The 17,412-nt window shown below is 37.3% G+C and carries 18 protein-coding genes; 4 read left to right on the top strand and 14 right to left on the bottom strand.

Going from position 1 to position 17,412, the window contains the following annotated elements; genetic code table 11:
* The 6 genes from R8695_RS00430 to R8695_RS00405 form a co-directional block, all read right to left on the bottom strand.
* Complete coding sequence (locus R8695_RS00430) at nt 1-1,029, bottom strand: ABC transporter ATP-binding protein (protein WP_118512357.1); 1,029 nt, start codon at nt 1,027-1,029, stop codon at nt 1-3.
* An 11-nt stretch (nt 1,030-1,040) separates the two neighbouring features.
* On the bottom strand, nt 1,041-1,937 hold the full coding sequence (locus R8695_RS00425) for an ABC transporter permease (protein WP_167515489.1): 897 nt from the start codon (nt 1,935-1,937) through the stop codon (nt 1,041-1,043).
* A gap of 16 nt (nt 1,938-1,953) precedes the next feature.
* Nucleotides 1,954-2,913 (bottom strand): ABC transporter permease, encoded by a 960-nt coding sequence (locus R8695_RS00420; RefSeq protein WP_118512359.1) that lies wholly within the window; start codon nt 2,911-2,913, stop codon nt 1,954-1,956.
* A gap of 108 nt (nt 2,914-3,021) precedes the next feature.
* On the bottom strand, nt 3,022-4,578 hold the full coding sequence (locus tag R8695_RS00415) for an ABC transporter substrate-binding protein (protein ID WP_118512361.1): 1,557 nt from the start codon (nt 4,576-4,578) through the stop codon (nt 3,022-3,024).
* 65 nt (nt 4,579-4,643) lie between these two features.
* The gene (locus R8695_RS00410) at nt 4,644-5,531 is read right to left on the bottom strand and encodes an N-acetylneuraminate lyase (RefSeq protein WP_154780785.1); all 888 of its coding nucleotides are present in this window, start codon (nt 5,529-5,531) and stop codon (nt 4,644-4,646) included.
* Nucleotides 5,532-5,550: 19 nt separating this feature from the next.
* Complete coding sequence (locus tag R8695_RS00405; RefSeq protein WP_118512365.1) at nt 5,551-6,627, bottom strand: GntR family transcriptional regulator; 1,077 nt, start codon at nt 6,625-6,627, stop codon at nt 5,551-5,553.
* Nucleotides 6,628-7,232: 605 nt separating this feature from the next.
* Here R8695_RS00405 and R8695_RS00400 point away from each other — a divergent pair.
* Nucleotides 7,233-7,691: a MurR/RpiR family transcriptional regulator gene (locus R8695_RS00400; protein WP_243139569.1), complete on the top strand. Its 459-nt coding sequence runs from the start codon at nt 7,233-7,235 to the stop codon at nt 7,689-7,691.
* Nucleotides 7,692-7,742: 51 nt separating this feature from the next.
* Nucleotides 7,743-8,132, top strand: coding sequence for a MurR/RpiR family transcriptional regulator (locus R8695_RS00395; RefSeq protein ID WP_243139570.1), 390 nt, complete (start codon nt 7,743-7,745; stop codon nt 8,130-8,132).
* A 105-nt stretch (nt 8,133-8,237) separates the two neighbouring features.
* Here the strand turns inward: R8695_RS00395 and R8695_RS00390 are convergent, their stop codons facing one another.
* The 3 genes from R8695_RS00390 to nagB all read right to left on the bottom strand — a co-directional run bounded on the left by R8695_RS00390 (nt 8,238) and on the right by nagB (nt 11,009).
* Nucleotides 8,238-8,939, bottom strand: coding sequence for an N-acetylmannosamine-6-phosphate 2-epimerase (locus R8695_RS00390; RefSeq protein WP_118512367.1), 702 nt, complete (start codon nt 8,937-8,939; stop codon nt 8,238-8,240).
* Between the two features lie 196 nt (nt 8,940-9,135).
* Nucleotides 9,136-10,239 carry an N-acetylglucosamine-6-phosphate deacetylase gene (gene nagA / locus R8695_RS00385; protein WP_118512369.1) on the bottom strand — a complete coding sequence of 368 codons (1,104 nt, stop codon included), beginning with the start codon at nt 10,237-10,239 and terminating at the stop codon, nt 9,136-9,138.
* A gap of 26 nt (nt 10,240-10,265) precedes the next feature.
* A complete protein-coding gene (gene nagB / locus R8695_RS00380) occupies nt 10,266-11,009 on the bottom strand; it encodes a glucosamine-6-phosphate deaminase (RefSeq protein WP_118512371.1) in 744 nt (247 codons plus the stop codon).
* 362 nt (nt 11,010-11,371) lie between these two features.
* Between nagB and R8695_RS00375 the strand changes: the two genes are divergently transcribed.
* Nucleotides 11,372-12,190 (top strand): MurR/RpiR family transcriptional regulator, encoded by an 819-nt coding sequence (locus R8695_RS00375; protein WP_118512383.1) that lies wholly within the window; start codon nt 11,372-11,374, stop codon nt 12,188-12,190.
* 98 nt (nt 12,191-12,288) lie between these two features.
* Here R8695_RS00375 and R8695_RS00370 read toward each other — a convergent pair whose 3' ends face one another.
* The 4 genes from R8695_RS00370 to R8695_RS00355 all read right to left on the bottom strand — a co-directional run bounded on the left by R8695_RS00370 (nt 12,289) and on the right by R8695_RS00355 (nt 15,452).
* The gene (locus tag R8695_RS00370) at nt 12,289-13,125 is read right to left on the bottom strand and encodes an alpha/beta hydrolase (RefSeq protein ID WP_118512373.1); all 837 of its coding nucleotides are present in this window, start codon (nt 13,123-13,125) and stop codon (nt 12,289-12,291) included.
* Between the two features lie 186 nt (nt 13,126-13,311).
* Nucleotides 13,312-13,665, bottom strand: coding sequence for a leucine-rich repeat domain-containing protein (locus R8695_RS00365; protein ID WP_167829780.1), 354 nt, complete (start codon nt 13,663-13,665; stop codon nt 13,312-13,314).
* Complete coding sequence (locus tag R8695_RS00360; protein ID WP_154780787.1) at nt 13,662-15,077, bottom strand: hypothetical protein; 1,416 nt, start codon at nt 15,075-15,077, stop codon at nt 13,662-13,664. Before R8695_RS00360 ends, R8695_RS00365 begins: the two co-directional genes overlap by 4 nt.
* Nucleotides 15,078-15,158: 81 nt before the next feature.
* Nucleotides 15,159-15,452 carry a hypothetical protein gene (locus R8695_RS00355; protein ID WP_154780788.1) on the bottom strand — a complete coding sequence of 98 codons (294 nt, stop codon included), beginning with the start codon at nt 15,450-15,452 and terminating at the stop codon, nt 15,159-15,161.
* Between the two features lie 492 nt (nt 15,453-15,944).
* Between R8695_RS00355 and R8695_RS00350 the strand changes: the two genes are divergently transcribed.
* Nucleotides 15,945-16,589, top strand: a complete 645-nt coding sequence (locus R8695_RS00350; RefSeq protein WP_118512377.1) for a type I phosphoribosyltransferase — start codon at nt 15,945-15,947, stop codon at nt 16,587-16,589.
* 122 nt (nt 16,590-16,711) lie between these two features.
* Here the strand turns inward: R8695_RS00350 and R8695_RS00345 are convergent, their stop codons facing one another.
* Nucleotides 16,712-17,401 (bottom strand): N-acetylmannosamine-6-phosphate 2-epimerase, encoded by a 690-nt coding sequence (locus tag R8695_RS00345; protein ID WP_154780789.1) that lies wholly within the window; start codon nt 17,399-17,401, stop codon nt 16,712-16,714.
* Nucleotides 17,402-17,412: the final 11 nt, after the last annotated feature.

Genomic DNA, 17,412 nt, shown 5'->3' with positions numbered 1-17,412 from the left:
TTATTTCACCTCCGGATAAGAATCATATTTCAGACAACGAACTTTATGCCCGATACTGACTTCAAACATTGGAATTTTTCCTCTACGACATTTTTCCATACATTCAGAACAACGATCAGCAAATTCGCATCCCTCTTTCAAGTCAACTGGGTTTGGCGTAACTCCAGGAATCGTCTCCAACTTCTGATTATCACCCAAACCAAGCACCGGCACACTGCGTAAAAGAGCTTTTGTATAAGGGTGACTGGTATGATCAAAAATATCTTCAAGACTTCCAAATTCTACCACACGTCCCATATACATAACGCAGACTTCATCTGCCATTTCTGCTACAAGACCCATATTATGTGTAATCAGAATAATAGATTTTCCTTCGTTTACCTGAAGAGATTTAAGAAGCTCCATAATCTGGGCCTGAATAGTTACATCCAGTGCCGTAGTCGGTTCATCGCAAATAATTAGTTCTGGATTACAAATCATGGCAATCGCAATTACCACTCGCTGTTTCATACCGCCTGAAAATTGATGCGGATAGCAGTCAATACGTTCTTCTGGATCTGGAATTCCCAATTTACGGAACATTTCCAAAACTTTTTCCCTTGCCTCTGCTTTTTTCATTCCTTTATTATGCTGTAAAAGTCCCTCTGCTACCTGATCTCCTACCTTATAGACAGGATTCAGACTTGACATAGGGTCCTGAAAGACCATGGCTAAATCCGGTCCCCTTAATGAACGCATTTCTGATCCATTTGGTTTGGTAATACTTTCAAGATGATACTCTGTCACTTTTCCATCATGCAATGCATTATACTGAATGTTGTCTGCTTTCACAATCGCATTTTTCCCCAGAAAACGCATGATAGAATTCATGGTCACACTTTTTCCACAGCCAGATTCTCCTACAACAGCAAGTGCCTTTCCCCTTTTTACCTGAAAGGAAACATTTTTTACAATTTTAATTTCTTTTTTATCAGATATAAACGTTGTATTAAGATTTTCAACATTTAATATAATTTTCTGATTATCCATGAAGTTCCTCCTTACTGCTGTTTTGCATCCATGACATCTCGGATACCATCCCCCAGAAAATTGATTGCAAGTACAAATAACGTAATTGCTAATCCCGGAAATACCCATATCCACCACTGATTTGTCACTACAGCTACGCTTTTAGCAGCATTTAGAATATTTCCCCATGTAGGTGTCTGGTCAGAGATTCCAAGTCCAATGAAGCTTAATGTAGCTTCCTGAAGAATATATACTGCCACATTAGTTGTAGTAGATACAATGATTGGAGTCATTACATTTGGAAGAATCTGCTTAAACATAATATTAATTCTTCCCATCCCAAAAGCCTCACAAACTTTGACATAGGTTTCCGACTTGATACTCATAAACTCGTTTCTTACCATACGGAAAGTGGTCATCCAACCCGTAAAAGTAAAAATCATAATGATATTTGCCATTCCCCTTGTGCCAGAAATAGCCACCAGCATCATCACAAGTACCAGTTGGGGAAAAGTTTGAAACAATTCAGATACCCTAACCAAAAATTTATCTGCTCGACCTCCAAAATATCCCGCAACTGCCCCTAATACTGCTCCAATAATGCCAGACATTATTGATGAAAATACGCCAATAAAAATAGAGTAGCATCCCCCAAACAACACTCTGGCAAATAAGTCCCTTCCAATAGTATCTGTGCCTAAAATATGCCCATTCGTACCAGGCCCTACTTTCATATTTTGCAAATCTGGTGTAGAATAATCCACTTTCAATACCATGCTCATAATACTAGCAACAGTCATGGCTACTACAATAACCAGTCCCAGAACCGCCAGCTTGTTTCTCATAAATTTACGAATGTTTTTCTTCATTAGAGAAGAGGCCGCACTTTTATTCTGTTTTTTAATACTTACTGTCTTTGTATTTTCCATATAACCCCTCTTCCCTTTATTCACTTAATCGTACACGCGGATCTAGCAGCGCGTTTAAGACATCCACCATAAAAGAACAAATCAACATTACTGCTGCAATAATCAATGTAATAACCATAACAGTTGGATAATCATTAGATACAATGGCATTAGTCATTGTCAATCCAATTCCAGGATAAGAAAATACTGACTCAATAACCACTGATCCACCTATCAACACTGGAATTCTAAACATAACAATAATCAATACCGGTTTCATGGCATTCCGAAAGCCATGTTTCATATAAACCTTCCACTCTGGAATTCCCTTTGATCTGGCTGTACGGATGTAATCACTATTCATCACATCCAACATAGTATTTCGAGCGTATCGCATCAACACCGCTACCATACCGATGGTAAGCGTCAGTACTGGTAAAAATAAGTGAATAAACGCATCATATATTTTATTAGTTGCATCTGGACTGACTCGGTTTGCGGAAGGGAACCAACCTAACTTGATAGAAAAAATCTGTATCAAAATAATTCCAACTAAAAACTGTGGCACTGCCTGACCGAGAACTGCAAAAACTCTTCCCACATAATCCACCACTCCATTTTGTCTTGCTGCACTGAAAATTCCAATGGCCACACCAATAATTGTACTGAAAACCAACGCATATCCAGACAATTCCAGTGTATATGGCAATCGCACTGCTACAATTGAAGCTATACTCTGTCCACCAAAAGAATAGCCCAAATCACCGGTGACAATTTGTTTTAGCCAATTGAAATACTGAACGATCAGAGGATCATTTAACCCTAAATTTTCCCGAAGCTGTTCCACAATTTCCGGAGACTGCGCCTGCACTTCCATACTTACCATATAGGTAATAGGATCAATACCCGTGGCACGTAATCCCAGAAAAACGATTAAGCTAATCACTAGGAGCATCGGAATCATCTGTAGTAATTTTTTTAAAATATATTTAATCATAAGTTTTGCTCCAATCCTGCAAACTATATCGAAAGAAGGGAACCGCAATATTCTGCAGATTCCCCTCTCCAGTTATCCATTTGCCCTAACTTCTCTTTATCTTTTTTATTATTTTACATTCCAGTCTACATAATCAATATCACAAGTGTAAAGTGGATTACAAAACTCCACACCATCAGGAAGCTCTACACTGTCACTAAGATATACATAATTACCTACTGTAAAAAGAGGAACCTTATAAAGATTTTCCTGTTCTAAAGTTTGAAGCGTATCAAGTGCCGCATCTCTATCTTCCTGAGTATTTGCTGCACTCAATGCAGAAACAGCCTCGTCAAATTGTGTATCTCCGCCGAAAATATTGGCAAAGGTTGCACTATTGCTCATATACTCTGCATACCACTCATTCATAGAGAAGCTACTTAAACCTTTAAAGCCTATATCATAATCCCTAGTTGTAAACAAATCTGTAGTTCCATCATTTGATAAAGTTGCTTCAACAGTAAGTCCTGCCTGCTCAAGATAATAAACTACAGTATTAATCAAATCAATACTGGTCTGATCATTATTATAATAGCAAATTTTCAAAGGACGGCTCATGTCATATCCAGAAGCCTCCAAATCTGCCTTTCCTTTCTCCGCATCAAAGGCATATTCATATCCGTTATATGCTTCATCACTATTTGGCACACCACTGTTAATAACTGTAGCATTTGGATAAAGTGTTGCCAAAGTAGCGCGGTCAATACATTCAATGAGTGCCTTTCTAACATCTACAGACTGCATTGCTTCATTTTCTTTACCATCAATTCCCTTCATATTAAAAATAAAATATTTATAAAACAATACATCAACTGGAATTGAAGTGTAATTATCCAACTGCGCCATTCCATCTACCAAATCAGAAGCATTTCCATAAAGGAAATCTGCCGATCCAGACTGTGCAGCTGTCAAGAAATCCGATACAAAAGAAACTGTTACATTTTGTATTTTCGGTGCAGTTCCCTCATAATAAGTATTCGGAACTAATGTAAAATAATTCCCTGTATTAAATTCACCTACCGTATAATATCCAGAAGTCACAGGAGCAGTCCAATAAGAACAGGAATCTATAGATTCTCCATCTTCTTTTTCAAGACAATGTTTTGGTAAAATAGAAAATTGAGCCAAAATATCTTTCATCTGTGCATACGGTGTACCAAGTTTCATTGTAATTACGTTTCCATCTGCGGTAAGATCTGTAATATTACCAAAAGCAGCGGAATAAATACTATTTTTTCTGGCTGCTTCCTGAACCATGTTTATAGACCAGATTACATCATCCACAGTAATATCTTCACCATCAGACCATTTCACTCCATCTTTCATAGTAATGGTATATGTTAATCCATCATCACTTACTTCTACACTTTCTGCCAAATCCGGACTTGTTTCCTGTAAAGAGCTGTCAGCAATCAAAAGATTTCTGAACATCAGGGATGTAGCCAGATTATGATTCATCCATGGTGTCGGCACACGGTCATCAGTTGTAGATCCATCATTTGTAGAAAGCACTAATTTTAATGTACCGCTCTCTGTCGCATCTGCCGCATATACTGACATTGCAGTCCCCATTGTTGCAATTGCCATTGATAATGCAAGAGTTGCAGCTAAAATTTTTTTCTTCATAAAAAGACCTCCTTTTATATACACATTATTAGTTTTTACTGTTTTCTATTGTGTTTTACTTCGCTCTACCTATTTGGAATAATTATTTCTTCATATACCCTACGAAGCTCTTTTCTTCCTTCTTCTGTCATTGGAGTAAAAGGTTTGCGTACCCCATGAAAAGCAAAACCATCCATTTCCAATATTTCTTTTACTGATGCAAAAACCCCATATTTACAGATTGTTTTAATTACTTTATTCATTCTTGCCTGATATAGGTGCATTTCTTTCAAATTCCCAGCTTCAAAAGCATCATATACCTTATGTGCCAGTTTCGGCATGCAATTATAGGTACTACCAATTCCACCATCTGCGCCCATAACCAATCCGGCTGACAGCATTTCATCAAATCCATTCCATACTACTAATTCCGGATGAAGAGTCTTAATCTGTTCCAACAAAAACATATCTGAACTTGTGAATTTTACTCCCACCAAATTTTTATTGCGATTCAATTTTTCCAAAACCTCTGCTGTAAGAGAAAATCCGGAAAAATTCGGAAAATTATATACAAACATAGGAAGTTCTGTAGAACTCATAATATCCTGATAATACTGCACAATCTCTGCTTCACTAAACTTATAATAAAATGGACTAATTGCAGAAACTGCATCTGCTCCACACTTTTCTGCATTTTTAGCAAAACTTATTGCCTGTTCTGTAGAAATAGCTCCTACATGACAAATCACCTTTGCTCGCCCAGAATTTGCTTCTACCACTGCTCTAATCGTACTATTTCTTTCTTCCTCTGACAAAAGAAACGCTTCTGCAGTGCTTCCATTTACATAGAAGCCTTCCAAACCTTGACAGATCAAATAATCCACCAACTTCTGTAATTCCCTATAGTCCACTTTTCCTTCAGATGTATAGGGTGTTACCAATGCGGCATAAATGCCATGATACTCTGATTTCATTTATATTCCTCCCTAAAATTTATTTTTTTCCTTTTCCAAGACAACTTTCCCTCTCCACAATACTGGGTTGATACAGGTATTCATTAAAATTAGAATTTAGCTTTTCTCCTCGGATCAGTTTTACCAATATTTCTGCTGCCTTTTCCCCAATTTCCATACTTTTAAAGGAAATCGTGGTAATAGGTGGATGATTGACAGATGCATAAATATTATTATCATAGCCAATGATACCCACTTCTTCCGAAACCTTTCGCCCCATATCCTGCACAGCACGACAGACATTTACAGCTACCTTATCATTAAAGCAAAATACCGCATCAGGTTTTTTTTCCTGCGAAAGAAGCTGTTTCATATTTTCATATACTCCATTTTTTCTTTCTTCATAAGGGATAATAATCATACTCCTATCTATTTCATAGCCGTTCTCCATTAAAGCACTTATATAACCCTGACAACGTTCTATGCTTACACTGTATATAGTCTGTGCGATATAGGCTATGGAACAATATCCTTTGGAAATCAAATGCTTAGTAGCAATGTAACCTCCATAAAAATCATTGGAGCGTACTGTAGGCGCATGTATTCCCTCCACTGAACGATTGCATAATACAAATGGAATATTGGACTTGAGTAATGTTCCATATAAAATATTGCTAACCTCCACATTATAAGAAATAATGGGAACAATAATAAATCCGCTTACACCCGCTAAAAGAAGTCTTTTTATATAATATTTCTGTTTTTCTGGATCGTTATCAGAATTACATAGAATAATATTTGCACCTCTACGGCAAGCTATATTTTCAATCCCACGTGTAAGTAATGAATAAATTTCCTCACTGATGCTCGGGACAATTACTCCCCAATTTTCTACTGTATCCACCTTTCCTTGGAGAATACCAATAGCATAAGTACCACTTCCAGCCTTAGAATAAACCACTCCCTCTTTCTCTAACTCCTGAATAGCACGATCAAGAGTTGTTCTCGTAGTCTCTAATTTATCACATAAATGAGGTCGGGAGGGAAGCGGTTTTCCCGGTTCCATTTCTGCAACTATTTTTATTAATTCTTCTTTGATTTCTAAATATCTTCTCATATTTTCCGCTATTTTTTGTGTATTTTATATATTTTTTAGCTATTATTTTGTTTTTTTTGTATATGTTGACTATATATTATAGTATCTGCCCGTTTTTGTCAATAATATCCGTCAAAAACGGGCAGCTTTCCAAATAATACAGGCAGCTTTTTCTCTTCTTACATATATTCTATTTTCGCCAGGATAGCTCTGTTGATTACATGATATTTATGGTCTTATGTATCGTTTGCAGTATAATGGCCAATTTTCAAAAGTTTTTACAGTGTTTTACATTCTACTGAATGTCATCCATATATAGCTTTTTTCTTACAATTTTTATAAAACTTTCATGTTTTTCATTTATTTTAAGTTATAATAACATTAAATAAAATTATTTTTAATGATGCTTGTATATGAAAATATTTTAGTAGAACATACACAATTTTATTGATTTTTGTCTGGTTTAATTATACTTTTTGTTATAAATTTGTTGCCTATTTTCATTTGTAAATATAAAGATAATATTTTCTTGTGCACAATTAAATCTTACTCTATAATATTTTTTACAATTCAGCAAATAAAAGAGCAATTTATGGCATTATTTTACATCTTGATGGAGGTTTTATATGGCAGACAATATTCTTGATTCCATTACAGAACAATATCACTCCCTTACCAAATCTGGAAAAAAGCTGGCAGATTATGTATTTTCTCATACCGCAGAAACTCAATATCTTTCTATTACTTCTTTAGCTGAAAACTGCGATGTATCCGAAGCTACCATAACCCGTTTTTGCCGGGGATTAGGTCTCTCCGGATATAACGCTTTTAAACTGGCATTAGCCCAGGCAGACCGTACAACTGATCTTGGCGATTCAAATAATTCCGCTGAACCCATATCTTCAGAAGATTCTATTTCCACTATATGTGCTAAAGTTCACGCAGCAAATCTTCTTTCTTTAAACGAAAGCTATGCACTTTATGATGAAGAATCAATGTCTAAAGCAATATCAATTCTTTCGCGTTCCCGCCGTGTATATTGCTTCGGTCAGGAGGGAAGTATGATTATGGCAATGGAAGCATGATCCCGTTTTTCAACGGCTGCCCCTAATTTTATACATATCTGTGATTCTCACATGCAAGCCAGTGCGATTGCAATGGCTGATTCAGAAGATACCATCCTTTTCTTCTCTTATTCAGGTTCTACCAAAGACATGTGTGACACCTTACAGATTGCTTCCAACCGCCATGTTCCTGTAATCCTTATTACACATTTTCCAAAATCTGCAGGAGCTGAATTTGCTTCAGTAGTATTACAATGTGGTTATAATGAAAGTCCTCTTCAGTCCGGTTCAGTTGCAGCTAAAGTCGGGCAACTGTTTTTGATAGACTGTTTATTCTATGGATACTGTAGTAAGAATCCAAATATATGTTCTGCTACCCGTTCCGCAACAGCACATGCAATTGCAAATAATTGCTATAGTCTATTTGAAGGCATTTTACGTTACCAGAATGTTGTAGGATAACTCTTTATAACATGAAAATAAGGGGACATAACCGATAACTTTAGAGTTTAACTGTTATATCCCCTTTGGTATTTATTAATATTAACTTTAAATATATACTTTTACCTATTTGCTATTTTTAATCGCTTTCTGGAACCGCTGCGCAATTTCCAGTGGACGGGTAATTGCTCCTCCTACCACGATCGCCCATACGCCTGTCTGAAGTGCTTTTACAGCCTGATCCGGGTAGTGAATCTTTCCTTCTCCAATGACCGGAATATCTATATCTTTTGCAAGCCTTTCCATCAGTTCGTAATCTGGTTCATCCTTTTGGGATGTGTAATCAGTATATCCGCTCATAGTTGTTCCTACAATATCTACGCCACATTTCCATGCATTGATACCTTCTTCATAATTGGAAATATCAGCCATCAGGATAATGTCAGAATATTTCTCTTTAATCTGGGCGATAAACTCATTGACAGTTGTGCCATCTCCACGTTTACGAAGTGTACAGTCCAGTGCCACAACATCAGAACCTGCTGCTACCAGGTCGTCAACTTCTTTCATAGTAGGTGTGATGTATCCTTCATATCCAGGATACTGAATTTTCACCAGACCAATGACAGGAAGTCCTGTTTCTTCTTTGATCGCGATGATATCACGGATGCTGCTAGTACGAATTGCAGGTGTACCTGCCTGTTTCGCAGCACGCGCCATTAAGTACATAACAGATTTCTCTTCTACATATAATGGTTCGCCTTTTACAGCCTGACAGGAAATGATCATCTGTCCGTGAATTGCATCCAGAAGCTCTTTTTTTGTCATGTCTTCTACCTCTTTTCTTTATATCACTATTATCGATTTCGTAACTTTTAATACTGTCCTCATCTATGGGCTCATTATAACGCGAAAAAAATAATTTTCAAGATTAATCATATTTAAAAATAATTATTATTTTTACCAATCTATCGTTGTATCTTCCAGACTTTTACCTAGTTTGTATAATAAGTTTCTGTAACCTCTACAGTACTTTTACAATATTCAGTTCTTCATCTGCCAGAACAATATCCGCACGTTTTCCAGGTGCAAGAGAACCCACTTCATCAAAAATTCCGATACTTCTTGCCGGATTTGCAGTTGCAGCAAGAATCGCTTCTCTTTCCGGAACTCCCATGGAGATAACGCTCTTCATGCAGTCAAAAAGACAGGTTGCAGAACCTGCGATCGTACCGTCTGCCAGAGTAGCTTTTCTGTCTTTCATAGTTACTTCCTGGCCACCTAGTTCATATTTTCCATTCTCCATACCGGTTGCCATCATAGAGTCACTGATCAGAATCACTCTGCTGTCTCCAAAAAGGCGGAAAGTATTTCTTACAGTTGCCGGATGGATATGGATCCCGTCACCGATCAGTTCTACCATACAGTCTTCATTATCTGCTGCAGCACCGATCACTCCTGGTTCTCTATGTCCCATAGGATTCATGGCATTATAAAGATGGGTTACATGAACTGCACCCTGCTTCATAGCCTGTGCAGCACAGTCATAATCTGCCGCTGTATGTCCAATAGAAATAACTGTTTCATTATGCAGTTCCCTGATAAATTCTTCTGCACCTTCCATATTCGGAGCAAGAGTTACCAGTTTGATCAGTCCGCCTGCCGCTTTATTGCACTCTCTGAAAAATTCAATGTCCGGTTTGCGGATATATCCTTCTACATGTGCACCTTTTTTTGCAGGATCAAGGAAAGGTCCTTCCATATTGATACCAACAATACGGGCACAGGTCTCATCCTGATCTACATCCTTTGCCGTCTGAAAAATTTTCAGCAGTTCTTCCTTGGGAAGAGTCATGGATGTGGGACAGTAAGAAGTTACTCCCTGTGATTTCTCATACTTAAGAATAACTTTCAGGCCATCCACATCTGCATCTGAAAAATCATGTCTCACTGCACCGTGGCTGTGAATATCAACCAAACCAGGCAGTACTTTCAGACCGGACGCATCCAGTTCTGTTTTATCTGTCACTTCTTCCTCCGAAGCTACAAGCCTGCCCTTTTCTATATATAAATCTGTTACTTTATAGCTTCCATCTTCCTGAAATACATTACCGTTTTTAATGATCATTTTTTCTACACCCTTTACTGTATATTTTACAGAAGTCCTTTTTCTCTGATCAGGCTTAAAGCATCTTCATCTGCCACTACAGTTACATCCTGATGAAGCTGAAGGATAGATGCCGGTACATTTGGTGTAATCGGTCCGTACAAGGATTTGTACAAAGCATCTGCCTTGGCACTTCCTGTTGCTACCAGAAGAATTTTCTTTGCTGCCATAATGTTCTTGATTCCCATAGTGTATGCCTGTTTCGGAACTTCATCCATACTTTCGAAGAATCTTGCATTTGCCTTGATGGTGCTCTCTGTAAGGTCTACGCAGTGAGTTTCCTTCTCAAAAGCTTCTCCGGGTTCATTGAACCCAATATGTCCGTTTCCGCCAATTCCCAGAAGCTGCATGTCAATGCCGCCTACGCTGCGGATCACTTCATTATAGTCTGCACATGCTTTGTCACTGTCTTCTTCCAGTCCGTTAGGTACATAAGTTCTTGCCTTATCAATATTTACATGGTCAAACAGATTGGTGTTCATAAAATAGCGATAGCTCTGGTCATTATCTCCTGAAAGTCCTTTATACTCATCAAGATTCACTGAAGTGATCTGTGAGAAATCCAAGTCCCCTTTTTTGTACCATTCAATCAGCTGTTTATACATACCAACCGGTGTAGAACCTGTAGCAAGCCCGAGAACTGCATTAGGTTTCATAATGATCTGGGCAGACATGATATTAGCTGCCTTTCTGCTTACTTCCTCATAGTCTTTGCCTGAATAAATAATCATAATCCCTCTCCTTTTTGTATTTTATTGTTATGCAAGACAGATAATTTTATCTGCTTTGCTGCTTACCCATAATCAGATAACTGCTCTGCAGTTTACTACAAATCAATTATAATTCTCCCTGATTCTATTTTCAATAATGCATTTTTTTTAGAATCTTCTTTCAGTTTTTGCGAAATTCAGCTTCTCTGAGTTTATTTTTATTCTATGTAATGAAATTACTTTCTCCGAATTTGTTTTCAATGAAAATATTTATATTTATTATTGTAGGATAAATTTCACAGTGATATAGTAACCTATGTAATCTTTTAAAAAATTTAGTCCCGCTGCAAAACAGCCGGATGCTTATACAGAAAGGATCTGACATGTCATTAAATAAACATAAGATCATCCCCTTGATTGAGTCTTACTACCATACATTTACTCCACTGGAAAAAACCATTGCCGACTTCTTTATCCATAATACAGACGAACAGGATTTTTCATCAAAAAACATTTCCGGAATCCTGTATGTATCAGAAGCATCTCTCTCTCGTTTTGCCCAAAAATGTGGTTTTCACGGATACAGAGAATTTATATACGAATATAAGCAGAATCTTACCCCTGATCCTGAAGAAAATATTCCCAATTTTGAAGTATCGGAATTTAATACTTATCAGGAACTTCTCAATAAATCCAATGCTCTGTTGGATACAGCACAAATTTCACGGATCACTAACCTTCTGGTATCAAAACCCAGAGTTTATGTTTATGGTAGAGGCAGCTCAGGACTTGCCGCTCAAGAAATGAAGCTTCGTTTCATGCGCATTGGTCTGAATATTGAAGCAGTTACAGACAGCCATATTATGAAAGTAAACTCCGTTATTCTTAACGAAAGCTGTCTGGTCATAGGAATCAGTGTCAGCGGACAGACAGATGATATCATCTCTTCTCTAAAATCCGCCCATCAGCAGGGAGTCTACACTCTCCTTATGACTGCCAGACAGGACAGATCCTATCAGGAATTCTGCGATGAGACCCTCATATTCGCAAGTATGGAACATCTGGAGTATGGAAATATCATCTCTCCGCAATTTCCGATCCTGCTGGTTCTGGATGTTCTTTATGCCCATTATCTCAAGATTGACAGAAGCAAAAAAGAGGCCCTGCATCAATACACCATACAGACACTTCAGCCCATCTGATCAGATAGCTTATTACTGTCACAGGAAATATATCTGCAGCAAATGAAAAGAAACTGTAGCAGATCTTTTTCTGATCTGTTACAGTTTCTTTTTATTACTTATAATCCTACATTACCACTGTTCATCCCTTCTTTGCTGTCCTTATCCAGTGGCAGCCAGTCCAGGACTTTCTTAATATAACGGTTCCAGAAATCCCATTCATGGGCTCCCGGTCCTTCTTCATAAGTGACATTCACACCCAGTTCACTCATAGCGTCCCTGAATTTGCGGTTCGGAGGAAGCAGCGGATCATCCAGTCCGCAGGCAAGATACATTTTCGGAAACTCAGTTTTTTCCTCTTTCAGTTTCTTTGCAATCCACTCCGGATTAATTTCACAGTCATGAATTTGGGACAGATCTCCAAAAACACCTTCCAGGAACGTTTTCTTCTCGAAAAACATAGGAGAACTGTCATCATCTGTATCCATTTTTTCCAGAATCATAGCAGAAGAAAGGCCTGCTATATATCCGAATGTATCATGGTATTTCAGGCCATTTCGGATTGCACCGTATCCTCCCATGGATAAACCAGCGATAAATGTATCTTCTTTTTTATGAGATAACGGGAACATCCTTCGTGTGATCTTTACAAGTTCTTTTCCTATAAATTCACTGTAATTTTCATTAACTTCAGGATGATCCATATAAAACATATTTGCACCGGAGGGCATCACTACTGCCAGATTCTTCTCCTCTGCCCAACGCTTAATACAGGTTCCTGTCACCCAGTCTGTATAATTTCCCATTACACCGTGCAGAAGATAAAGTGTTTTGAAAGGTTTTTCATCTTCTTCTGTCTCCTCTTCAAAAAAGACTTTATCTGCCGGAAGGATCACGTTCATCGTTACCGGCCGCATCAGTGCCTTAGAAAAAAAGTTCACCTCTAATAATGCCATATGTATATTTCCTCCCAAATATTCAAAAAATCCGGATCATTCGACCCTGACTTTATTATATCACTCTGTATATATAACTTCTATTGGAAATTGAAGAACTGAATCTACATGATGAAGTTAATATGTCATAATCTTTTTCTCCCTATTGCAGACAGCTAATTTATCAGCTAGCTGTCTGCATTTTCTTTATTTCTTATAAATTGCTTTGGAACTCATTCCTTTTAATCCAAACAGTTTTTTATATGTCTTCATTTGCTTTGCCGGAACTTTAATAGTTGGCTTTTTATAGGTTCCCGTAAAAGCATTTGAACCAATAGTCTTAGTAGACAACGCACTTGTCTTAATTGTAATAGTTTTGAAATTTTTACAATTATAAAATGCCTGTTTGCCAATAATTCTAACAGTTTCTGAAACTGTAATACTACTTAGGCTTCCACAATTTGTGAATGAACTGTTACCAATTTTCACAACATTATTTGCACCATTTACCTTACTCAACTTCTTACATCCATAAAATGCATTCGTCCCTATTATTGTCACATTCTTTCCAATCGTAACAGTCCTAAGTGACACATTATTTTAAAAGCATTTGCTGATATTCCAGTTACCTTGCAGGTAATTCCATTTACTTTAATTGTATCTGGAATTTTTACAGATGCATTTTTAGAAACTGACTTTGTAAACTCAACACTTAATCCGTCCTTTTGAACTTTATAAACACCATTTGTTACTTTATCTTTTATTATTTTTCCAGGTGTTATCGTCTGTGGTTTAAGTTTTTCAAGTTCTTCTGTTCTTGTTGCACCACAGCTGCTACAAGTATAGGTCTTAATTCCTGTTTCTTCTGTTGTCGGCTGTTTTGTAACTTCACCACCATTCCATGTATGTTCCGTTTTCGGAATTACTGTTCCCTCTTCCAGAAGTTTACCGCATTCCTGACAGTAAATATCTCCCGTATAACCTTCGGATGTGCAGGATGTTTCCTTGACAAACTTGGTAATCTTATTTATATGGCCAGTTTCCGGAATTTCCTGTATTCTTGTAGATTCGCAAATAGTACAAGTAAAGGTTTTGATTCCTTTAGTGGTGCAGGTTGCATTCTGTGTTATTTTTCCTGTATCCCATGTATGTTCCGTCTTCGTTATATTACAAGCAGTACAGGTGTATGTCTTGATTCCTTTTCCACTACAAGTAGCTGCTGTTGTAATCTTTCCTGCATCCCAGGTATGGTTTTTCTTTGCTATTGAATTTCCGGATGTAAGTTTTGTATTACAGTCCTTACAATAAGTGTCACCTGTATATCCTTGCTGCGCACAGGTTGCTGTTTTCACATTTCGTAATTCTGTGTGTTGATGACCTGTTGCTGGGATTTCTTCTTCATAACTGTCATCGTTATCTTTGCAAGTATAAAGCATAATTCCAGGTTCTATACAGGTTGCTGGTTTCTTAATGCTGAAAATATAATCGTGTTGATGCGGTTTACTAATTTCTGTAGAGGATTTAACTGCAAAGCTTATTGTATTACTAAATGTATTTTCATAAGAATTATATCCTTCACAATACACTATATAATTTCCCGGTTCATAATACCTTGTACAATATTCTCCTGGATTTATTTTTACAGTTTCAATCACGTTTCCTTGAGCATTATAAACAGAAATCACATAATAGCTCACTCCATTCCCTGCACAGTAATATGTCACATGTTCATTTGAGAAAAAAGTAGTTTTTTCAAGTTCAATTACTACATTTGTTGGCTTTTCTGTTGGTTGTGGTTCTGAGCCATCCATATACACATATCCATAAAAAGTTCCACATCCACCCTGTGACTCTAGTTGCGCTCTTGACATTGTTGATATAACACAATAACCATGTGCTATATCTGACAATCCACTCATTCCTCCCTGACTAACAGTTATCGTATCTCCATTTACAGCTTCAACTACTGCCACATGATTTCCGTAACAAGCTAATGATCTAGCTCTAGGTTCACTTCCTATGGAAAATCCATAATTTCCATACTGTGTATTATATCATGCCCATCCTGAATAAATAGCACTCCCTTTTCCAGTTAATTCTTTTACTCTCGCAGAAGCAAACCATGCACATCCCTCTTTTCCATATGCATATTGTCCCCAAGGATACGACGCAAATGTCGTATAAGGTGCAGCATTAATATTAATAGAAATTCCATTTCCCTTAATTCCACTCGAGCATGTTGCATTTACTACATCAATTTTCCAAAATAAGCTTAATATTACCACTAAGGCTACTATTAGAAATTTGCTTTTAAAATTAGTTAAATATTTAATATTTTTTTCCTCCATACCATGCTCCCTCCCGTTTCTGTCAATCCTAAATCTGTTAATTTTACTGGCTTTAGCGATTTGTATTTATCTTGAAAAAGGTCTACAGGCCAGTTGAAGCAAATAATTTTCTCCCAAAACACCTAACCTTTTATTAGCAGACTTTCCATAAATAAAAAATTTTTATGAATTCAGTTTACTATTTTTCTTATTTCTATTCAATTGATCTGAATAACTGTCGCGAAAAGTGTAATATTTAGCATATTATTATCTACTACAGCCCTTGCAATTAATCTACTTCCTTTTTTACTTTCGTGATTATGCTGTATTTTATCTAACTATTTTTGTTGATAATTCATTTGTTTATTTTCTAACTTTTTTGGTAATATTTTAACTGTTTTTATAAATATTATATTTTTTTATTATTTTTACACAATATTGTTTATTTTTTCTCTCTATAATGGTACAATACAAAAAAGCTAATAAATATCACTTTACAAGGGAGGTATTATTATGAATCAGGCAAACATAACAAAAATTTATGCACGCAATGACAGTCGGATCCAACTCAAAGTAATTCCGGGACATTTTGTAACATCTCAGTCTCACATTACTCATTACCTTGATCTCACAACTATGAAATCAAGAACTGCAGAAGCCCAGCGTATTGCTCATGAACTGGCTTCCAATTATGAAGTTTCTACTCCCATTGATACCATCATCTGTATGGATGGACTGGAAGTAATCGGCGCATACCTTTCAGAAGAACTGACCAAAGCCGGCATTTTTTCCATGAATGCCCACCAGACTATTTACGTGATCACACCTGAATTTGGCAATTCCGGTCAGCTTATTTTCCGTGATAATTATCAGCCTATGATCAAAGGGAAAAATATTCTGATCCTGAATGGTTCTATCACTACCGGTTCCACTCTGTCCAAAACCATCGAAAGTGTTCTTTATTACGGTGGAATCATCCGCGGTGTTGCTGCCATTTTCAGCAGAGTAGACAGCATTGCCTCTCTCCCTGTACATGCCATTTTCAAAGCTAAAGACGTACCTGATTATCATTCCTATCCTTCCAACAACTGCCCAATGTGCCAGAAAAAACAGAAGATTGATGCACTTGTCAGTGGATATGGTTACTCGACATTGTAAAACAATTAAACATGTAAAAAGGCGTCGTTCAGCCATCAAGAGTATATGATTGAACGACACCTTTTTCTATTTTAGGCAAAAAATCCTATATATCATTATCTTTTTATCATAATCTGATTATTCTATTTATGCAGCGCATCCACAAATGATCTGGTTATCAGCTGTGGCCGTGTAATCACAGAACCTACTACTGTGCTGAAGACTCCCAATTCTTTTACCCGCTTTGCTTTTTCCGGAGTATTGATATTCCCTTCTGCGATCACCGGATGTTTCACAGTTTCCAGAATTTCTCTTATGATCCTGAAGTCTTCTTCTTCAATCCGGTCTCCCTGACTCTGTTTCGTATACCCCACCATCGTTGTCCCGATAAAATCAAATCCAATCTCATCTGCATACTGAGCTTCTTTCACAGTAGAACAGTCTGCCATCAGCAGCTGTTTCGGATATTTTTCCCTGATCTGTCCCACAAAATCTTTCAATGTTAATCCACCGGGACGAAGCGCGCCAGTCGCATCCAATGCTATGATCTCAGGTTTCACCTCCATCAGCTCATCCACCTCTTTCATCGTCGGCGTAATATAAACTTCACAGTCCGGATAGTCCCTTTTCACAATTCCAATGATCGGAAGATCCACCTCTTCCTGAATCGCTCTGATATCCTCCTTTGTGTTAGCACGAATCCCCTTCGCACCTCCCTCCAACGCAGCCGCAGCCATCTTACTCATAATATATGAAGAATGAAGCGGTTCCTCCGGAAGTGCCTGGCAGGACACGATCAGCTCGCCTCTTAATGCCTGTATTTTTTTGTTCATTTTGTCTGCCT

This window comes from Blautia luti, assembly GCF_033096465.1.
Lineage (GTDB): Bacteria > Bacillota > Clostridia > Lachnospirales > Lachnospiraceae > Blautia_A > Blautia_A luti.
Note: the sequence above shows the minus strand (reverse complement) of the source record. Positions and strands in the feature narration are given on the sequence as shown.

Bases quoted from the DNA above. Each gene is read 5' to 3' on its own strand.
- R8695_RS00430 (WP_118512357.1), bottom strand. From the start codon at position 1,029: ATGGATAATCAGAAAATTATATTAAATGTTGAAAATCTTAATACAACG.
- R8695_RS00425 (WP_167515489.1), bottom strand. From the start codon at position 1,937: ATGGAAAATACAAAGACAGTAAGTATTAAAAAACAGAATAAAAGTGCG.
- R8695_RS00420 (WP_118512359.1), bottom strand. From the start codon at position 2,913: ATGATTAAATATATTTTAAAAAAATTACTACAGATGATTCCGATGCTC.
- R8695_RS00415 (WP_118512361.1), bottom strand. From the start codon at position 4,578: ATGAAGAAAAAAATTTTAGCTGCAACTCTTGCATTATCAATGGCAATT.
- R8695_RS00410 (WP_154780785.1), bottom strand. From the start codon at position 5,531: ATGAAATCAGAGTATCATGGCATTTATGCCGCATTGGTAACACCCTAT.
- R8695_RS00405 (WP_118512365.1), bottom strand. From the start codon at position 6,627: ATGAGAAGATATTTAGAAATCAAAGAAGAATTAATAAAAATAGTTGCA.
- R8695_RS00400 (WP_243139569.1), top strand. From the start codon at position 7,233: ATGGCAGACAATATTCTTGATTCCATTACAGAACAATATCACTCCCTT.
- R8695_RS00395 (WP_243139570.1), top strand. From the start codon at position 7,743: ATGCAAGCCAGTGCGATTGCAATGGCTGATTCAGAAGATACCATCCTT.
- R8695_RS00390 (WP_118512367.1), bottom strand. From the start codon at position 8,939: ATGACAAAAAAAGAGCTTCTGGATGCAATTCACGGACAGATGATCATT.
- nagA (WP_118512369.1), bottom strand. From the start codon at position 10,239: ATGATCATTAAAAACGGTAATGTATTTCAGGAAGATGGAAGCTATAAA.
- nagB (WP_118512371.1), bottom strand. From the start codon at position 11,009: ATGATTATTTATTCAGGCAAAGACTATGAGGAAGTAAGCAGAAAGGCA.
- R8695_RS00375 (WP_118512383.1), top strand. From the start codon at position 11,372: ATGTCATTAAATAAACATAAGATCATCCCCTTGATTGAGTCTTACTAC.
- R8695_RS00370 (WP_118512373.1), bottom strand. From the start codon at position 13,125: ATGGCATTATTAGAGGTGAACTTTTTTTCTAAGGCACTGATGCGGCCG.
- R8695_RS00355 (WP_154780788.1), bottom strand. From the start codon at position 15,452: ATGGAGGAAAAAAATATTAAATATTTAACTAATTTTAAAAGCAAATTT.
- R8695_RS00350 (WP_118512377.1), top strand. From the start codon at position 15,945: ATGAATCAGGCAAACATAACAAAAATTTATGCACGCAATGACAGTCGG.
- R8695_RS00345 (WP_154780789.1), bottom strand. From the start codon at position 17,401: ATGAACAAAAAAATACAGGCATTAAGAGGCGAGCTGATCGTGTCCTGC.